Source organism: Clostridium amylolyticum, from assembly GCF_900142075.1.
In the GTDB taxonomy this organism is placed as follows: domain Bacteria; phylum Bacillota; class Clostridia; order Clostridiales; family Clostridiaceae; genus Clostridium_AA; species Clostridium_AA amylolyticum.
Map to the genome: position 1 here is coordinate 41,914 of NZ_FQZO01000014.1, position 17,932 is coordinate 59,845.

13 protein-coding genes are annotated in these 17,932 nt (G+C 34.0%); 12 read left to right on the forward strand and 1 reads right to left on the reverse strand.

Annotated features, from left to right (window positions below; genetic code table 11):
* Positions 1-85 precede the first annotated feature (85 nt).
* From BUA82_RS19655 to ygiD, 12 genes are all read left to right on the forward strand, one after another.
* Positions 86-1,054, forward strand: a complete 969-nt coding sequence (locus BUA82_RS19655; RefSeq protein WP_083600043.1) for an ABC transporter permease — start codon at positions 86-88, stop codon at positions 1,052-1,054.
* Positions 1,055-1,067: 13 nt separating this feature from the next.
* The gene (locus BUA82_RS19660) at positions 1,068-1,955 is read left to right on the forward strand and encodes a carbohydrate ABC transporter permease (RefSeq protein ID WP_073012681.1); all 888 of its coding nucleotides are present in this window, start codon (positions 1,068-1,070) and stop codon (positions 1,953-1,955) included.
* A 42-nt stretch (positions 1,956-1,997) separates the two neighbouring features.
* Positions 1,998-2,984, forward strand: coding sequence for a glycoside hydrolase family 130 protein (locus tag BUA82_RS19665; protein WP_073012684.1), 987 nt, complete (start codon positions 1,998-2,000; stop codon positions 2,982-2,984).
* Positions 2,985-3,081: 97 nt separating this feature from the next.
* On the forward strand, positions 3,082-4,140 hold the full coding sequence (locus tag BUA82_RS19670) for a glycoside hydrolase family 18 protein (RefSeq protein WP_083600044.1): 1,059 nt from the start codon (positions 3,082-3,084) through the stop codon (positions 4,138-4,140).
* 21 nt (positions 4,141-4,161) lie between these two features.
* Entirely contained in the window at positions 4,162-5,451 is a 1,290-nt protein-coding gene (locus tag BUA82_RS19675; RefSeq protein ID WP_073012687.1) for an alpha-L-fucosidase, read from the forward strand.
* Between the two features lie 86 nt (positions 5,452-5,537).
* The gene (locus BUA82_RS19680) at positions 5,538-6,557 is read left to right on the forward strand and encodes a carbohydrate-binding family 9-like protein (RefSeq protein WP_073012690.1); all 1,020 of its coding nucleotides are present in this window, start codon (positions 5,538-5,540) and stop codon (positions 6,555-6,557) included.
* 8 nt (positions 6,558-6,565) lie between these two features.
* Positions 6,566-9,148 carry a transglutaminase family protein gene (locus BUA82_RS19685; RefSeq protein WP_073012692.1) on the forward strand — a complete coding sequence of 861 codons (2,583 nt, stop codon included), beginning with the start codon at positions 6,566-6,568 and terminating at the stop codon, positions 9,146-9,148.
* Positions 9,149-9,178: 30 nt separating this feature from the next.
* Positions 9,179-10,555, forward strand: a complete 1,377-nt coding sequence (locus BUA82_RS19690; RefSeq protein ID WP_073012693.1) for a family 20 glycosylhydrolase — start codon at positions 9,179-9,181, stop codon at positions 10,553-10,555.
* A 149-nt stretch (positions 10,556-10,704) separates the two neighbouring features.
* Positions 10,705-12,561: a glycoside hydrolase family 20 zincin-like fold domain-containing protein gene (locus BUA82_RS19695; RefSeq protein WP_073012695.1), complete on the forward strand. Its 1,857-nt coding sequence runs from the start codon at positions 10,705-10,707 to the stop codon at positions 12,559-12,561.
* 646 nt (positions 12,562-13,207) lie between these two features.
* Positions 13,208-14,185 carry a ComEC/Rec2 family competence protein gene (locus tag BUA82_RS19700; protein ID WP_073012697.1) on the forward strand — a complete coding sequence of 326 codons (978 nt, stop codon included), beginning with the start codon at positions 13,208-13,210 and terminating at the stop codon, positions 14,183-14,185.
* A 98-nt stretch (positions 14,186-14,283) separates the two neighbouring features.
* Positions 14,284-15,042: a formate/nitrite transporter family protein gene (locus BUA82_RS19705; RefSeq protein WP_073012699.1), complete on the forward strand. Its 759-nt coding sequence runs from the start codon at positions 14,284-14,286 to the stop codon at positions 15,040-15,042.
* Between the two features lie 290 nt (positions 15,043-15,332).
* Positions 15,333-16,715 (forward strand): 4,5-DOPA-extradiol-dioxygenase, encoded by a 1,383-nt coding sequence (ygiD, locus tag BUA82_RS20395; protein WP_178140788.1) that lies wholly within the window; start codon positions 15,333-15,335, stop codon positions 16,713-16,715.
* A gap of 93 nt (positions 16,716-16,808) precedes the next feature.
* Here the strand turns inward: ygiD and namA are convergent, their stop codons facing one another.
* A complete protein-coding gene (namA, locus tag BUA82_RS19720) occupies positions 16,809-17,831 on the reverse strand; it encodes an NADPH dehydrogenase NamA (protein WP_073012701.1) in 1,023 nt (340 codons plus the stop codon).
* Positions 17,832-17,932: the final 101 nt, after the last annotated feature.

Consider the following 17,932-nt stretch of genomic DNA (forward strand, 5'->3'; position numbering starts at 1 on the left):
GCAAAATACTAAAGCTGGGCTTAGTTATAAGGTGAAACTTTTGTTCTAAAGTAAAATTAAGTGCGTTTTAAGGATGTGAACTATAATGAGTCAATTAAATGCAACAGTAGATAGTGGTAAGACAAAAAAAGCACTAAAAACGCCTTCTTCAAATAAGGTATGGAAAGAAATAGCCAAGAATAAATATTTATATTTGCTCCTTCTTCCAGGATTAATTCATTTGATACTTTTTAAATATACCACTATGTATGGGTCTGTAATAGCTTTTAAGGATTACAACATGTTTAAAGGGATTTTTGCAAGCCCTTGGGTAGGTTTAAAGAATTTTAGAGATTTGTTTAATACTCCTAAATTTCCATTAGTTATGAAAAATACACTTATAATAAGTTTACTTAAGATGTTATTTGGATTTCCTGCACCTATAATACTGGCATTATTACTAAATGAGCTAAGACATATTAAGTTTAAAAAGATTACTCAAACTATAGTATATTTGCCACACTTTGTATCTTGGGTTGTATTTGCAGGAATATTAAGAGCCTTCCTTAATCCCGTAGATGGATTTATAAATGAGATAATTAAGTTCTTTGGCGCAGCGCCTTATGACTTTTTAGGAAATAAAGATACTTTTAGAAGTTTACTAGTGGTTACAGATATATACAAAGGAATAGGATGGGGAACCATCATCTACATGGCAGCTTTAGCTGGGGTAGACCCTGAACTTTATGAAGCAGCAAAGATAGATGGAGCTAATCTTTTCCAAAGGATGAAGCACATAACTCTTCCATGTATAAAACCAGTTATAATGACATTGTTTATACTTGGACTTGGCGGAATATTAAATGCTGGTTTTGAACAAATTTTCTTGCTTTATAATGATATGGTTATGCCTGTAGCAGACATAATAGATACTTATGTATATAGAAAAGGTATAAAAGAAGCTGCTTACAGTCTTGGTGCCGCTGCAGGAATGTTTAAGTCGGTTATAGCCATGGTGCTTATTATATTAACTAATAAGATTGCCAATAAGGTAGGAGAAGAAGGGGTATGGTAAGGAGGAAACGTAGATGGTTATAAAGGAATCACGTGGAGAAAGAACATTCCGTATAGTTAATGCCATATTAATGGTGTTATTAATAATATTTATGATTTATCCTTTTTGGTATGTAGTAATGTACTCTTTAAGTAATCCAGACTTGGCTGCCAGCGGAGGGTCCTTTCTTAAACCAAAGGGATTTACCATAGATGCTTATAAGATGGTTTTAAGAAATAAATCTATATTAACAGGACTTAGAACCTCAATAATAGTAACTACTGGAGGAGCGGCCATAGGTACCATGATAGCAGCTATGACTGCATATCCTCTATCTAAAAAGCGACTTCCAGGAAGAAAAGGAATCACATATTTATTCCTATTTACTATGTTTTTTGGTGGTGGATTAGTACCAGAATACTTGCTTTTAAAGAAGCTTCATATGATTGATACTTATTGGGCATTATTTTTACCTAGTTGCGTCAGTGTATGGAATATACTTGTTATAAAAAATTTCTATAAAGGTATACCGGAAAGCCTTGAAGAATCTGCTAGAATAGATGGAGCTTCAGACCTTACTATATTCTTTAAGATCATATTACCATTATCTAAACCTATTTTAGCTACCATTTCATTGTTTTTAGCAGTAGGTTTTTGGAATGACTTCTTCTCATCAGTAATGTTTATATTTGATAAAGATAAATGGTCATTACAAGCAGTACTTAGAGAAATAATTACCAATACTCAAGAGGCCATGTCAAGGCAGGGCATAACAGTGAGAAATGAAAATGCAGCAAATGTTTCTCAAAAGACATTAACCATGGCAACTATAATGGTTTCTACTATTCCTATATTAATAGTTTATCCTTTTGTACAAAAATATTTTGTACAAGGTACTATGGTAGGTTCAGTTAAGGGTTAATAGATAATACTAAACTGGTTATGGCAGAAAAGGAGAAATAAAATGACTAAATATAAAATAATCGGACAGTCTATACCTAATATTCCTTGGGAAGATAAACCGGAGAACTGTAAAGATGTAGTATGGCGTTCTAGTTTAAATCCAATTATACCGAGAGATTTGCTCCCCACCTCTAACAGTATATTTAACAGTGCTGTAGTACCATATAATGGCGAATTTGCCGGGGTTTTTAGATGTGATAATAAATGTAGAGAAATGAGAATACATACAGGTAAGAGTAAAGACGGTGTAAACTGGGTTATAGAGGAAGAACCTATTAAGTTTAAATGTGACGATGCGGAAGTTGGTAATTTTGTTTATGCTTATGATCCTAGAGTTTGTTACATTGATGATAGATATTATGTTACTTGGTGTAATAGCTATCATGGTCCTACTATAGGGATTGCCTATACCTATGATTTTAAAGAATATCACCAGTTAGAAAATGCATTTCTACCTTTTAATAGAAATGGAGTGCTTTTCCCAAGAAAGATTAATGGCAAGTATGCTATGCTAAGCAGGCCAAGTGATATGGGACATACAGCCTTCGGTGACATATTCTATAGTGAAAGCTTTGATATGGAGCATTGGGGACATCATCGCCATGTTATGGGTAGAACAGGAAGCTGGCAGAGTACAAAGGTTGGTGCAGGCCCTGTTCCTATAGAAACCTCAGAGGGATGGCTGCTTATATATCATGGGGTGTTAACTTCCTGCAATGGCTATGTATATAGCGCAGGTGCAGCGCTTTTAGATATAAATGAACCTTGGAAGGTTCTATATAGAACAGCACCTTACATAATATCCCCTCAGACGATTTATGAATGTGTAGGAGATGTACCAAATGTAGTATTCCCTTGCGCTGCCTTAGCTGATGCGGACACAGGAAAAATAGCTATATATTACGGTGCAGCAGATACGGTAACAGGTTTAGCCTATGCCGATGTAGATGAGCTTATAGATTATATTAAAGAAAATTCATTGGTATAGATTTAAAGCTATAGTTATAAAAAATTAAAACTGACAATATAAGGTTGTCAGTTTTAATTTTTAAAAAGGTAAATATTATAAGAAATGGAGAGTAAGCATGATAGATAAGATGAAGTTTAATAGTAGTAGTGAATATAAAATAATGGCATACTTAGGAGATGGAGAAGATTGGAAAGAAACTGACATAGAAGCACAGAAGCTTACCCACATTAATTATGCCTTTGTACATGTTAAGGATGGAAGGATAATAGGAAACTTAAGAAAAATTGATTTGTTAAATGAAATTAAGAATAAAAATCCATATATTAAAACTGTTATTTCCGTAGGGGGATGGGGTGCAGATGGGTTTTCCGATGCTGCCTTAAGTAGTGAAAGCAGAGAGATATTTTCTCAAAGTGCAGTGGAGTTTATGATAGATAATAATTTTGACGGTATAGATATAGATTGGGAGTATCCTTGCTCTGATCAAGCAGGGATAACAGCAAGACCAGAGGATAAGGTGAATTTTACATTAATGCTTAAGTCACTTAGAGAAAAGCTGGATGTTTTAGAAAAGAAAAATAATAAAGAATATATACTCAGCATAGCTGTGGGAGCAGCAGATGAAATAATAGAGGATATGGAGATGGACAAAATCCATAACTACTTAGATTTTATTAATATCATGACCTACGATATGAGAGGAAGCTTTACCCATACCACTGGTCATCATGCTAATTTATATTCTCCTGAATTTGATCCACAAGGAATCAGTGCAGACAAAGCTGTTAAAAAGATACTATCCTATGGGGTTCCTAGATGTAAAATAATACTTGGAGCAGCTTTTTATGGCCGTATGTGGAAGGGGGTAGAAGATGATGGGATAGGCTTAAACTCTTTAGCTGAAACCACGGGAGGACATATGGTAAACTACTCAGATATACATAAGATGTTTATAGATAAAAATGGATTTAAAAGGCATTGGGATGATACTTCTAAGGCTGCTTATGTCTTTAATGGAAGTTCTTTTATATCCTATGATGATGAAGAATCTCTATGGAATAAGTCTAATTATATTAAGGAAAATAACCTAGGAGGCATTATGTTCTGGGAGTATTCTCTAGATAACACAAGAACGCTTTTAAATAGTATATATAATGGATTAGTTAATAAATAAAAAGTAAAGGGGAAGTTAATTATGATGCAGCAATGGTTTAAAGATGCTAAGCTTGGAATATTCATACACTGGGGGATATACGCTGTAAATGGCATAGCGGAATCCTGGTCCTTTTATCACGATGGAATCTCTTATGAGGACTATATGAAACAGTGTGAAGGCTTTACAGCTAAGAATTATGATCCAAAGGCTTGGGCGAAATTATTTAAGAGCATTGGAGCTAGATATTCCGTGCTTACCACAAAACACCATGACGGGGTAGCACTATGGGATACAAAGACTAATGATTTAAGCGTAGTTAAAAAGACTCCTGCAGCAAGAGATTTAGTAAAGCCTTGGGTAGAAGCTATGAGAGAGCAGGGGTTAAAGGTAGGTCTTTATTACTCGCACTTAGATTGGTCTCATCCTGATTATGCTTCTATTTATAGAGAGGATGAAAGAAAAAATTTAGATAAGCTAGTTAGAAATAGATATACTCATCCTAGCGGAGAGGAAGATTTTGAAGCTTGGGAAAGATTTTTAAAGTTTCATAGAGAGCAGCTTAAGGAGCTTATGACTGAATTTAACCCTGTAGACCTTTTATGGTTTGATGGAGACTGGGAAAAGAGCTCGGACCAGTGGAGAATGCCAGAACTTAGAGAGTTTTTACATAGTTTAAACAGAGAGGTAGTGCTTAACTCTAGAATGTGGAATCATGGAGATTATAGGACTCCAGAACAAGGTATACCTATAGTAAGACCAGAAGGACCTTGGGAATTCTGCGTTACCGTTAATGATTCTTGGGGATATCAGCACGATGATAAGAATTATAAATCCGTAAGACAATTGGTTAGGATGTTTGCAGAGTGTATAGGCATGGGTGGAAACATGCTTCTTGACATAGGACCTATGGAAGATGGAACTATAGACCCAGAGCAGGAAAAGAGGCTTTTAGGATTAGGAGAATGGATAAATAAGCATGAAGAGGCTATCTTTGAAACAGATGCTGGACTGCCTTTAGGTCACTTTTATGGACCATCTACACTTTCAAAAGATAAAAAGACCCTTTATCTTTTCTGCTTTGACAGACCTTATGATGACATAGGAGTTAAAGGCATTAGAAATAAGATAAAAAAAGCTTCTGTAGTGGGTACGGACATAGAACTTAATCATAGAAACATGGGGGGAGCTCCATGGCTTAATATACCGGGTATACTTTGGATAAATGTACAGGAAGAAAGCTTAGATAAAAACTGTACCGTTATAAAGCTAGAGTTTGAAGAAGAGTTAGACCTATATAGAGGAACAGGTCAAAATATAGAAGTGAACTAACTGTATAGGGATTATTTATAAAATCCCTACAGGATACTTACAAATAGTATTAACTAAAATATATATACAGAGGAAGGCGGATAATTATGAAGTTTAGCGGTGTCCTAGAGCCATATATAGATTTTGCACCCAGTGATTATATATGCCACAAAACTTCCAAGGAGCTTATTTTAGATGGAAATTTGCAAAAGGAGGTTTGGGAAGATGCCCCTTGGAGTGAAGAATTTGTAGATATAGAAGGAGATATAAGACCTAAGCCCAATAAAAGTACAAGATTTAAAATGCTTTGGGATGATGAGTACCTATACTTTGGAGCCAAATTAGAAGAAGATAAAATATGGGCCACTTTAACGGAAAGGGATTCAGTGATATTTCATGACAATGATTTTGAAATTTTCATAGATCCAGATGGTGATACTCATAATTATTACGAGTTTGAGATAAATGCTTTAAATACTATTTGGGATTTATTTCTTCCCCAGCCTTATAGGGATAATGGAAAACCTGTTAACAGTTGGGATATAAGAGGTATAAAAACCGCTATCCATATTCAAGGAGAGCTTAATAACCCAGAAGCTCATAATTTATCATGGAGCGTAGAGGTGGCTATGCCTTGGAAGGTTTTACGGGAATGTGCCTTTGAATCTAGAAAACCAAAGCATGGAGAGTATTGGAGGGTTAATTTTTCCAGGGTTCAATGGAAAACGGAAGTTAAGGCTGGAAAGTATAGAAAATTAATTAATTCTGAAACCAATGCTCCTTATGCTGAGGATAACTGGGTATGGAGCCCTACAGGAGTAATAAACATGCATTATCCAGAGCTTTGGGGATTTGTGGTTTTCTCTGAGCAGGGAGATATAGATTTTGAAATTCCTGAAGACGAGATTATAAAATGGCAGCTTAGAAAGCTATATTATAGACAAAGAAATTACTATGAAAAGCATGGAAGTTTTTGCGGTGATTTTAACCAGCTTTCACAAGGGGATAGTTTTACTATTAACCCTGATATTGAAATTACCAGCAGCATGTTTCAAATTTCCACTCTTTCTAAAGATAAAAAATATCGTATCTGCATAAGGCAAGATGGAAAGGTATGGAGGGAGTGATACAATTTATGAATATATTTAATTTAGATGATAAATATGTAGAAACCATAGAAGAAAAATTTAATATAAAAAAGGAAATAGCCAAGGAAAGAGAAAAGGAGTTATTCTCTGTTTTTAAAGAGGAGCTTACAGAAGAAGAAAGATTTGCTTTAACTTATCTCTATGCCTACATGCCTTTAAATGATATGGCAGATCATGATGGCGAGTTTTTTCTAAATCACATAAGAAATATATTAAACATCAGAGATAAAATGCCTTGGAGAAAGAGTATAACAGGCTCTCAATTCCTGCATTTTGTCCTTCCTTATAGGATAAACAACGAAAATATAGAAGATTTTGTACAGGTTATTTTTCAGGAACTTTATCCTAGAATAGAAAACTTATCCATTAAGGAGGCTATTTCAGAAATCAACCATTGGTGTCATGAAAAGGCTACTTACATAGGTACTGATATGAGAACAGTGTCACCTCTTACATTAATGAGAACTGCTTTAGGAAGATGCGGTGAGCAGTCCACACTTTTGGTAGCTGCTTTAAGAAGTGTATGCATACCTGCTCGTCAGTGTTATACCCCTCGCTGGGCTCACTGTGACTCTAATCATGCTTGGGTAGAAGCCTTAGCAGATGGAACCTGGTACTTTTTAGGTGCCTGTGAACCAGAGCCAAGATTAAATATGGGATGGTTTAGCGGTCCTGCCAGAAGAGCTATGCTGGTAAATACCAGGGTGGCAGGAAACTATCCAGGTCCTGAAGAAATAACCTTAGCAGAAAATTGGTTTACCGAAATAAATCTTTTAGATAATTATTCTCCTAATAAAAGCATTAAAGTTAAGGTTATAGATAATAAAGGACATGGAGTTCAGGGGGCTAAAGTTCACTTTGAGCTATACAACACTGCAGAGTTTTATCCTATAGTAAAAAAGACTACAGATGAAAAGGGAGAAACTTTTTTAACTACAGGTTATGGTGATGTATTAATTCACGCCTTTAAAGATTCCTCTTGGGGGTTTAAGAAAATCAGTGTTAAAGATGGAGAGGAATTTCAAGTAATAATTGAGGATAAGCTTCCTGAGAATGGAACCATGGAGTTTAAAATGGTGCCTCCTCCAGAAATTCATAAGGGAGATATAGAAGTTACCCAAGAAGAACGTAAAGCTAACGATATAAGGTTAAAAGAAGAAGATAATATAAGGACAGCTTATGAAACTATCTTTATAAGTGAAGAGCAATCAGGAAAAATAGCACTACAATTAAAACTTCCTAAAGATAGGGTTTGGAAGGTTTTAAAACCCGCTAGAGGGAATAGTAAGGAAATTGTAGCTTTCTTACAAGAGGAAACAGAAAAGTACGGTGAGTGGCCTTTAAAACTTTTAGAAAGTTTAAGAGAAAAGGATTTGCAAGATACCTTTAAGCCTGTATTAAAAGATCATCTAGTAAATTCTTTAAAGTATAAAAGTGATTATGAAGAGGAAATTTTTCTTCCTTATATAATGTGTCCAAGAGTTAATTATGAAATGCTGGGAGAACATAAAAAGCTATTTCAAGAAAGCTTCGAAGAAAGTGAAATAAATGTCTTTAAGGAAAATCCAGAAATGCTTGTAAAGTGGGTGAAAGAAAATATAGAAGTGCTGGATGGCTATAATTATTATGTAGGATATGCTTCTTCCAAGGGCACCTTTAGCCTTAAAAAAGCTGATGCTCCTTCAAGGAATATACTTTTTGTAAGCCTAGCCAGAAGCTTTGGTATCCCTTCAAGGTTGGAACCCTCAGATAAAAGGCCTCAGTACCTAAAGGATGGAAGCTGGCAGGATGCGGCCTTATTAATAAAGAGTGAAAAAGGTGTAAATAAAACCCTAGGTAGCATAACCTTAAGATTCCAAGAGGATATGCAAAATAAACCTGAGTATTTTGGGAACTTTTCTCTAGCTAGATTTGAAGATGGAATTTTTAAAACTTTAGATTATGAAGGAAATGACCTGAGTTATTTCCAAAAAGGCTTTGAAGTACCTATGGGCAGCTATAGATTAACTACAGGTACTAGGCTTACTGATGGTACGGTATTAGTTAAATTTACTTATTTTACAGTAAAGCCTAATGAGAAAACTTCAGTGAAAGTAGAATTTTTAAAGGATAAGGCCAAATTAAATTTCCATGGAAATATTCCTGAAAACTTTAATATAACCTTGGCAGATGGAAAAATTGAAAGTATTAAGGACTCTCTAGGAGATAAGGGCGCGGTAATAGCCTTTATAGAACCAGACAGGGAGCCTACTAAACATCTCTTAAGAGAGCTAAAAGAGCTTTCAGAAGAATTTGATAATTGGGATGGAAGGATATATTTAATCATAGGAGAAGATAAGCTAACTTCATCTTTTAATTTGGAAAACTATAAAGAACTGCCAGATAATAAGGCTTTTTCCATAGATAGAAATCATGAAATATTAGAAAGCTTCACTTCTGCGCTTATAGACAAAGTACCTAAAAAATACCCTATGGTTTTTTTGATAAATACTGAAAGTGAAATAGTTTACCAATCTATAGGTTATAAACTAGGTATAGCAAGTGATATAATGAAGGTTGTAAACCATTAGACAAAATTTATTACCTGAGGAGATGAAGAAATGAATAGTGTTAATAACTCCCTAAATAATGCCATGCCTAAGGTAATACCAGCTCTTAACAGCTGGATTTCAAAGGAAGGCACCTTTACCTTAGGAGAAAAATCTAGAATTTTAGTAGATGCCTCCTATTATCAAGAGTTGTCTATTACAGCTGACATATTTAGAGAAGATATAGAGAAGATTAGTGGTAATAAACTAGAGACAGCTAGTTCTAATAATCCAAAGCCAGGAGATTTATATCTAACATTAAGATGCAAGGATGAGGATTTAGGACATGAAGGGTATATACTAGAGGTTTCAGAGTTTATTACTTTGAAAGCTAATACAGCTAAGGGAGTTTTTTATAGTACAAGAACACTTTTACAGATGCTATTGGAAGAGCCATCCCATAAAAATTTACCTAGAGGTACTGCAAAGGATTTCCCTAAATATAGATTTAGAGGCTTTATGATAGATGTAGCAAGAAAGTTTTTCCCTTTAAGCTTTTTAAAGGATTACGTAAGATTACTTTCTTATTATAAGATGAATTACTTTCAGATTCATTTTAATGATACTAATGATGAAAAGGATGCTCACTTCCGTATTAAGTGTGACAGCTATCCAGAGCTTACAGCTAAGGAGCATTACACTAAAGAAGAAATAAGAGAGCTTCAAGACTATGCTAAGTTATATAATATTGCCATTATACCTGAAATAGATGCACCAGGACATGCTAGATGCTATACCATGATAAAACCAGAGCTTGCTTTAAAAAACAGCTTAATGGATTTAGATATAAATAATCCTGAAACCTATGAGTTTATGGATAAGATATATGATGAATTTGCTCCCTTATTTGATGAATCCTTCTTTTATATAGGAGCAGACGAATATAGCGGAGATATGGGAGAAAACTTCAATAAATATATCAATAGATATAATGAAAAGATAAAAAGCCATGGCAAGAAGACGGTGGTTTGGACAGGTTTTAAGACGGAATTAAAAGAACAGCCTAATAAAGATATCATTATAGATGCTTGGACTGGAGATGAAGATCCTAATTTATTTATTGAAAGAGGATATGACATCATAAATTCTTCAGGGGGATATACCCATATAGTTCCCGGAGGTCATTATCCAGATCTAAAATATCTTTATGAGAGTTGGCAGCCTAATATGTGGTACAAGCACAACTGCCCAGAAAACAGCCCTAATTTTCTAGGGGCAAAGCTTCATAACTGGAATGATAATAAAGCTAAAGGAGCTTCCATAGAAGAAATAGATAAGCTCATAAAACCAGCATTGCACATTTTTGCTGAAAAGCTTTGGGGAAGCAAAACCTGTGAAAGCTATGAAGAATTTAAAGAAATTGCCCAAAATACTTTATTAGATTTGTAGAACATTACCTGTTATTAAATTTATAAAGCGTAACAACATCTATAAGGAATGATAAACTATAAATTTAAATATTAAACCTATTAATGCTGGTGTTAGGAGGTTTTCACAAGCTTAACACCAGTGAAATCTACTTATAAGGAGAGATATTCATGCGTTTACTTCCCATGCCAAAAGAAATGATATTAAAGGAAGGCAGCTTTACCATACTTCCTAATACAGAAATCGTACTTGACGCAAGCTGTAATTCTACAGATTTACAGGCAGCTTTAGAGCTTAAGAAAGAGATAGTAGATGGTTTAAAAATAGATATTAACGTAAATAAATCTCTTAAAAAAGAAAATAACAGTATATACCTAAGAAAGGCTAAAGGAAATTCAGAGTGTTACAAATTAACCGTTTATAAAGAAGGTATAGAAATAGAAGCAGCAGATGAAGCTGGCTTATTTTATGGTATTCAAACCCTGCGTCAAATTATAAGAAACCATGGAGTTTGCATACCAGCTTTGGTTATTAATGATGAGCCTTATTTTGCCTTTAGAGGATTTTATCATGATGTAACTAGGGGTAAGGTACCTACTTTAGAAACCTTAAAGGAATTAGCTGACAGGGCCGCTTTTTATAAATTAAACCAAATACAGCTTTATGTAGAGCATACCTTTGCTTTTAAAAATCTTACAGAAGTATGGATGGGAGCAGATCCATTAACTGCTGAAGAGATAATCTTATTTGATGAGTATTGTAAACAGCGCCATATAGAATTAGTTCCATCCTTATCTACCTTTGGCCACTTATATATGGCTTTAAGAAATAAATCTTTTAGGCACTTATGTGAGTTAGAAATTGAAGATAAGCCGTATTCTTGGTATGATCGTATGGCACATCATACTTTAGATGTTTCAAATCCTGAAAGCATTGATTTTGTAAAAAACATGTTAGAAGAGTTTATACCTTTATTCTCCTCAGATAAGTTTAATATCTGCTGTGATGAAACCTTTGACTTAGGAGAAGGTAAGAATAAGGCATTAGCTGATAAAGTAGGTAAAGGTCAGTTATATGTAAACTTTTTAAACAAGGTTATAGACATAGTTAAAGCTCAGGACAAAAAAGTAATGTTCTGGGGAGATATAATACTACACCATCCAGAATTATTTGACCAAATACCAAAGGATGTTATCTGTCTTAACTGGAACTATGCTGCAGACCCTGTAGAGATAAACGTAGAGATTATGGCAAAATCAGGACTACAGCAATATGTATGCCCAGGAGTGGGTGGCTGGAACATGATTATGAACTCCTTTGAGTCAGCATTCCCTAATATAAAAACAATGGTAAACCACGGTAAAAAGCATAAGGCAGTAGGAGTTTTAAATACTGACTGGGGAGATTATGGACATATAAATCTATTTGGCAATTCCATGCCAGGTATGATATATGGGGCAGCTTTATCTTGGAATCCAGATTATGATGAAGAATTCTCAAAGGTAGATGAAAGTATTTCCTTACTGGAATATGGAGATAAAACAGAAAGCTTAGTAGGAATACTAAGAGAAATATCCAGGCAGCAAACAGTAAATCACGGTGAAATTGTTTGGTGGAAGGACAACAAATTCCTAGGCTTCCCAGAAATTTCAGAAGAAAAGAAAAAAGAATACTTCACTACAGATAATGAAAAAGTAATTAAAGCTCATGATAGAGCCTTAGAGCTTTCTGAAGAACTAATAAAGGTATCTAGGGAAGTATCCAGCTTAAGAACCATAGATATAGAAGAATTCTATGTTTCAGCTAGAGGGGTAGCTTTATTAAATGCTTTATCCCTAATAATAAGAAAATACGATTTTGGTCGAGAGGGCAGTGCTTTAATTTACTCACCAAAGGAAATGGCATCCCTTTTAGAAAAGTGGATAGCTGACTATTCCAAGGTTTGGAGAGAAAGAAACAAAGAAAGCGAGCTTTATCGCATAAGAGATTTTTACATGGACATATGTGACTATTTAAAAACCTTATAATATTAATGGTAAAAGTTAATGACATTAATATGAGTTATGAGTTAATTTAAAATTTAGAATGGGTATTTAATTTAGAATTTAGAAAGAAACTCCTTGGGGAGTTTCTTTAAACTGATATGAATAAAAAAACTCCTTAGGGAGTTTTTTTGTCAGGCTGTTGAAGAACCCCCTGCTAAAAAGCAGAGGGTTTTTCTATCGTAACTTTGTTTAAATTTAAAAATAGAATTTAATATATTCATATTTAAATTATGCTTGTAAGTTTTAAGAGAAGATTAGGGAAGGTTTAAATTTATATTTTATATTGAAAAAAGTAAGGTTTATAATTTTATGGGAAATATTTTTATATACAAGACTTTTAACAGTTATATAAAAATAGGGAGTAATTGAAAAAATATAGAAGGAAAAATACTGCAAAATAAGGGGGGGAGATTTATGAAAAAGTTGTACACAATATATACAAAAAAAGTTATACACAAGATATTGTGGATAATGTGTATAACTATAACTAGATGTTGAAAAGCAAAATATAATAATAATTACCTAATAAATAATAGTTATATTTTAAGCAATAACCTTTTGAAATATAGTTTCATATGAGTATAATAATAGGTATCACTATTAATTAAATGCGTTAAGGAGATAAGATATGAGAATAATAAAAAATAAGATACTAAGTATTTTTTTAATAATTGCAGTAGTATTTGGAGCAACTGCTTGCAGTAAACCACCGAAAAAAGAAGATGTTAATGAGAAGATTACTACAGTAAGCGAAGATAAAAATAAGAAAGGTTCAGAGGATAAGGCGGAAGATAAAAATAAAGCAGGAGAAGAGAATAAAGATGCTTCTAAAGATAAGAGCTCTTTAAATGGCAAGCTTGCAGTACATTTTATAGATGTAGGGCAAGCAGATAGCATATTGATACAGCAGGGAGAGCACTCCATGCTTATTGATGGAGGGAATAATGGGGATGCACCCTTAGTTAAGGATTACATTTCAAAACAAGGCGTTAAAAAATTAGATGTAGTGGTGGGTACTCACGCTCATGAAGATCATATCGGAGCTTTAGACGATGTAATAGATGCCTTTCCCGTGGGAAAAGTGTATTTCCCTAAGCAGGTGGCCACTACTAAAACCTATGAGAAATTTGTAAATTCAGTTAAAAATAAAGGGTTAAAATTCACCTTGCCTAAAGTAGGTTCTACCTTTAATCTAGGAGATGCAGTGTGTAGCATTTTGGCACCTAATAAGGATAGTTATGAAGGGGGCAATGATTATTCTATAGTTATTAAGCTTCAATATGGAAATAATTCATTCTTATTTACAGGGGATGCAGAAACTTTAGGTGAAAAAGAAATTCTGGATAAAAAGTTAGATGTAAAAGCAGATGTATTAAAAGTAGGACACCATGGAAGTAAGACTTCTACCTCCGATGGCTTTTTAAAGGCAGTGGCCCCTAAATATGCTGTTATTTCTTCTGAAACAGGCAATGATTACGGCCATCCTCATAAGGTGGTAATGGATAGGCTTAATAAAGCTAAAATAAAAATATATAGAACCGATGAGCAAGGAACTATAAAGGCTGTTTCAGATGGTAATACCATTAAGTTTAGCACTACAAAATAGTTTTATATTAATGAAGGTATGTTTAGAAAAATAACATGCCTTTTTTATATTTAAAGGTATAATTAAATTATAGTATAAAAAGGGTGAGGTGATTTTTTGTGGAAATCATTGAAAAGGTTTCTACTACAGCTAAAGGGAAGTTGTCCTTATTAAATAAAAGTAAAGGAAAGTACATAGTATCCTCTATTTTGGCAGGAATGTTTGTAGGTTTTGCAGTAATACTTATGGCTACTCTTGGAGGTACATTAAATGAGGCAGGTTCTCCCTATAGCAAGCTTATAATGGGTTTGTCCTTTGGAGTGGCATTAAGCTTAGTGCTTATGGCGGGGGCAGACTTATTTACTGGAAATAACTTAGTTATGACTGTAGGCTTTCTTAATAAAGAAATAAAAGCCATAGATGTGCTAAGAATATGGATTTTTAGCTACATTGGAAATCTCATAGGATCCATAATGTTGGCATTAATATATGTGGGAACTGGACTTGCCACAGGTACCACAGGTAAATTTTTTCAAACAGCATCAGCTGCAAAGATGAATGCTCCTTTTGGCCAGCTTTTTTTAAGAGGTATTTTATGCAATATATTAGTTTGTATTGCTGTATGGTGCAGCATAAAGCTAAAAGAAGAATCAGCAAAGCTTATCATGATATTTTGGTGTATATTTGCTTTTATAAGTTCAAGCTTTGAGCATAGTGTAGCAAACATGACTTTATTTTCTACAGCTTTATTGATACCTCATGGAGATAAAGTAAGCTGGGGAGGCTTTGCCTATAACTTAACTGCAGTAACCCTAGGTAATATGGTAGGAGGGATAATATTTGTGGCAGCAGCTTATTTTTATATATTGAAGGATTAGACATAGTTAAATATCAGGTTTTACATTGTAACTTTATTCACCATCAAATTAAATCCAGCTAACTTTTAACAATTAATTAAAAAGGAATAAGTTTATCTTATAGGTATAGTAATTATAAAAGGTTCCTTAGGGGTATAATAATTTTTGTTATATAATAATTTTTTATTATTAACATACTTTTTATTAGTAATTTTATAATTATTGATGTATAATATAATTAATATTAAATGTTAAATAATAAATATAATCTAATTATAGATTATTAATTGTAAGAAGTGGGGTGTGATTATTTGAATAAAAAAGAGTTAAGAAAACATATTATTTCAAGAAGAGATGAAATAAGTGTTGAAGAAAGAGAATACAAAGATAGACTAATATTTAATAAAACTATAGAGCTTAAGGAGTATATTACTGCAAAATCTATATTTATATTTGTAAGCTTTGGCAGTGAGGTGGATACTCATGAAATAATAAAGCATGCTTTAACCCTAGGTAAAAAGGTTTCAGTGCCTTTGATTAATAAAGAAAGTAAAATGATGGAAGCTAGGGTAATAAGCAGCTTAGAAGACATGAAAGAAGGTTATTACGGCATATTAGAGCCTTCAGAAAAGGCACCGTTAATGAATCCAGGAGAAATAGATTTAATAATAATGCCAGGGGTGGCCTTTGACCTTAAAGGTGGAAGGATTGGCTACGGTGCAGGCTTCTATGATAAGTTTCTTGTAAAAGTACCTTATGCTATCCCTAAAATAGCCTTAGCTTATGATGTACAAAGGGTAGAAGAGGTACCTATGGATATTTTTGATGTTAAGATAGATGGGGTTATAACAGAAAGTATCATTAAAATTTTTAAGCATAATAGTGAAGGACTTCAAAATAATAAAGATATAGAAGCTGTTATGCCTATTTTCTTCACCGGTCATGGTAATCCTATGAATGCTATTATGAACAATGCTTTTACTAGGGATTTAAAGTCTATGGGACAATCTTTGCAGGTGAAACCTAAAGCAATTTTAGTAATATCTGCACACTGGCTTACTAGAGGTTCCTACACAAACACAGAAGAAAAGCCTAAGACCATCTATGATTTTGTTGGGTTCCCTCAGGAGCTCTTTGATGTAAAATATCCAGCGCCAGGGGCTCCAGATTTTGCTCATATGGTTATAGATAGGATTCCTGAAGTTTCAGAGAACAATGAATGGGGGATTGACCACGGAACCTGGGCAGTATTAACTCATATGTTCCCAAAAGCAGATATACCTGTGTTTCAGTTAAGTATAGATTTTTACAAACCTATGGAATATCATTATGAGCTAGGTAAAAAACTAAGATTTTTAAGGGAGCAGGGAGTGCTTATATTAGGAAGCGGTAATGTGGTTCATAACATACCTATGTACTTTAGAAAAAGTGATATGGAGCCATATCCTTGGGCTAGGGACTTTAATGAATGGGTGAAGGAAAAGCTTAAAACAAAGGATTTTCAAAGTCTCATAAATTATGAAAGCTTTGGGGAGAATGCAAAACTTGCAGTGCCTACCACAGATCATTATATACCTATGATTTATATATTAGGTTTATTAGAGCAGGATGAGGAGTTTGTTATTACCCATGATAGTGTGGAAGGGTCTATGAGCATGTTGTGCTTTAAATCTCAAAGTAGTAATAAGCAATAAAATAAAAAGAGGAATTAATACTTAAATCAAGTACTAATTCCTCTTTTGTTAACACAACTATATTTTTAATATTTTATTATATTATCAGCATTTTTAATATTTTGCCCTATCGTATTGATGGGGATATGTTAATTCTTCTCTTAAATCCTTGGCTGCTTTTAAAGGCCAATAAGGGTTTCTAAGAAGCTCTCGTCCTAGGAAAACCATGTCTGCTCTATGATTTTGAATTATTTCCTCCGCCATTAATGGTGAAGATATAAGGCCGCCTCCTATTACAGGTACATCAACAGCTGCCTTAATTTTTTCAGCATAGCTTATCTGATATCCAGGGAAAACATTAATATTAGCAGGTACTACTGCACCAGTACTTACATCTACTGCATCAATACCTTCCTTAACAGCTAGTTTTACCACTTCAATGGTTTCTTCTACATGGTGTCCGCCTTCAGCAAACTCTTCAGCGGATAGCCTAAGTAAAAGTGCCTTATCCTCTGGCCATACTTCTTTTACAGCTCTTATCACTTCTATTAAAAATCTTGCCCTATTCTCTAATGAGCCTCCATATTCGTCAGTTCTCTTATTGCACAAGGGAGATATAAACTCATTTATAAGATAACCATGAGCACCATGGATTTCTATAGAGTCAAAACCAGCCTCTAAGGCTTTCTTTGCCCCTTCTTTAAAGGCAGTTATAACGGTGTTTATATCTTCTTTAGTCATTTCCTTAGGAACCCTGTAATTTTCATCAAAGGCTATAGCAGAGGGGGCAATGGAGTCTTCCTCAATAATGGTGGATTTTCTTCCCGCATGACCAAGCTGTAAAGCCACCTTTGCCCCTTGCTCATGACATAAATCTACTATTTTCTTTAATCCTTCTACATGAGAATCCATCCATATACCTAAGTCTCCAGAGGATATCCTTCCTCTGTTTTCCACACCAGTAGCTTCCACGATTATAAAATCAGTGCCGCCTATGGCTCTGGTAGGATAATGAATAAAATGCCATTCTGTGGCATGACCTTCCTTATCTGAAGAATTCATGCACATAGGAGCCATAACTATCCTATTTTTAAGCTCCAGATTCTTAATCTTTATTCCATTAAACAACTTCGACATATAACCACCGTTGCCAAAAATCTATAAAAATCTATAATTCTTGTTTAATTCCCTGTTCAACGTGTCCGATTTTGTAATTCAAAAGAATATACTACTTTCGT

Coding starts and splice junctions, on each gene's coding strand:
- namA (WP_073012701.1), bottom strand. CDS start 17,831: ATGTCGAAGTTGTTTAATGGAATAAAGATTAAGAATCTGGAGCTTAAA.
- BUA82_RS19695 (WP_073012695.1), top strand. CDS start 10,705: ATGCGTTTACTTCCCATGCCAAAAGAAATGATATTAAAGGAAGGCAGC.
- BUA82_RS19670 (WP_083600044.1), top strand. CDS start 3,082: ATGATAGATAAGATGAAGTTTAATAGTAGTAGTGAATATAAAATAATG.
- BUA82_RS19665 (WP_073012684.1), top strand. CDS start 1,998: ATGACTAAATATAAAATAATCGGACAGTCTATACCTAATATTCCTTGG.
- BUA82_RS19655 (WP_083600043.1), top strand. CDS start 86: ATGAGTCAATTAAATGCAACAGTAGATAGTGGTAAGACAAAAAAAGCA.
- BUA82_RS19690 (WP_073012693.1), top strand. CDS start 9,179: ATGAATAGTGTTAATAACTCCCTAAATAATGCCATGCCTAAGGTAATA.
- BUA82_RS19700 (WP_073012697.1), top strand. CDS start 13,208: ATGAGAATAATAAAAAATAAGATACTAAGTATTTTTTTAATAATTGCA.
- BUA82_RS19675 (WP_073012687.1), top strand. CDS start 4,162: ATGATGCAGCAATGGTTTAAAGATGCTAAGCTTGGAATATTCATACAC.
- BUA82_RS19660 (WP_073012681.1), top strand. CDS start 1,068: ATGGTTATAAAGGAATCACGTGGAGAAAGAACATTCCGTATAGTTAAT.
- BUA82_RS19680 (WP_073012690.1), top strand. CDS start 5,538: ATGAAGTTTAGCGGTGTCCTAGAGCCATATATAGATTTTGCACCCAGT.
- BUA82_RS19685 (WP_073012692.1), top strand. CDS start 6,566: ATGAATATATTTAATTTAGATGATAAATATGTAGAAACCATAGAAGAA.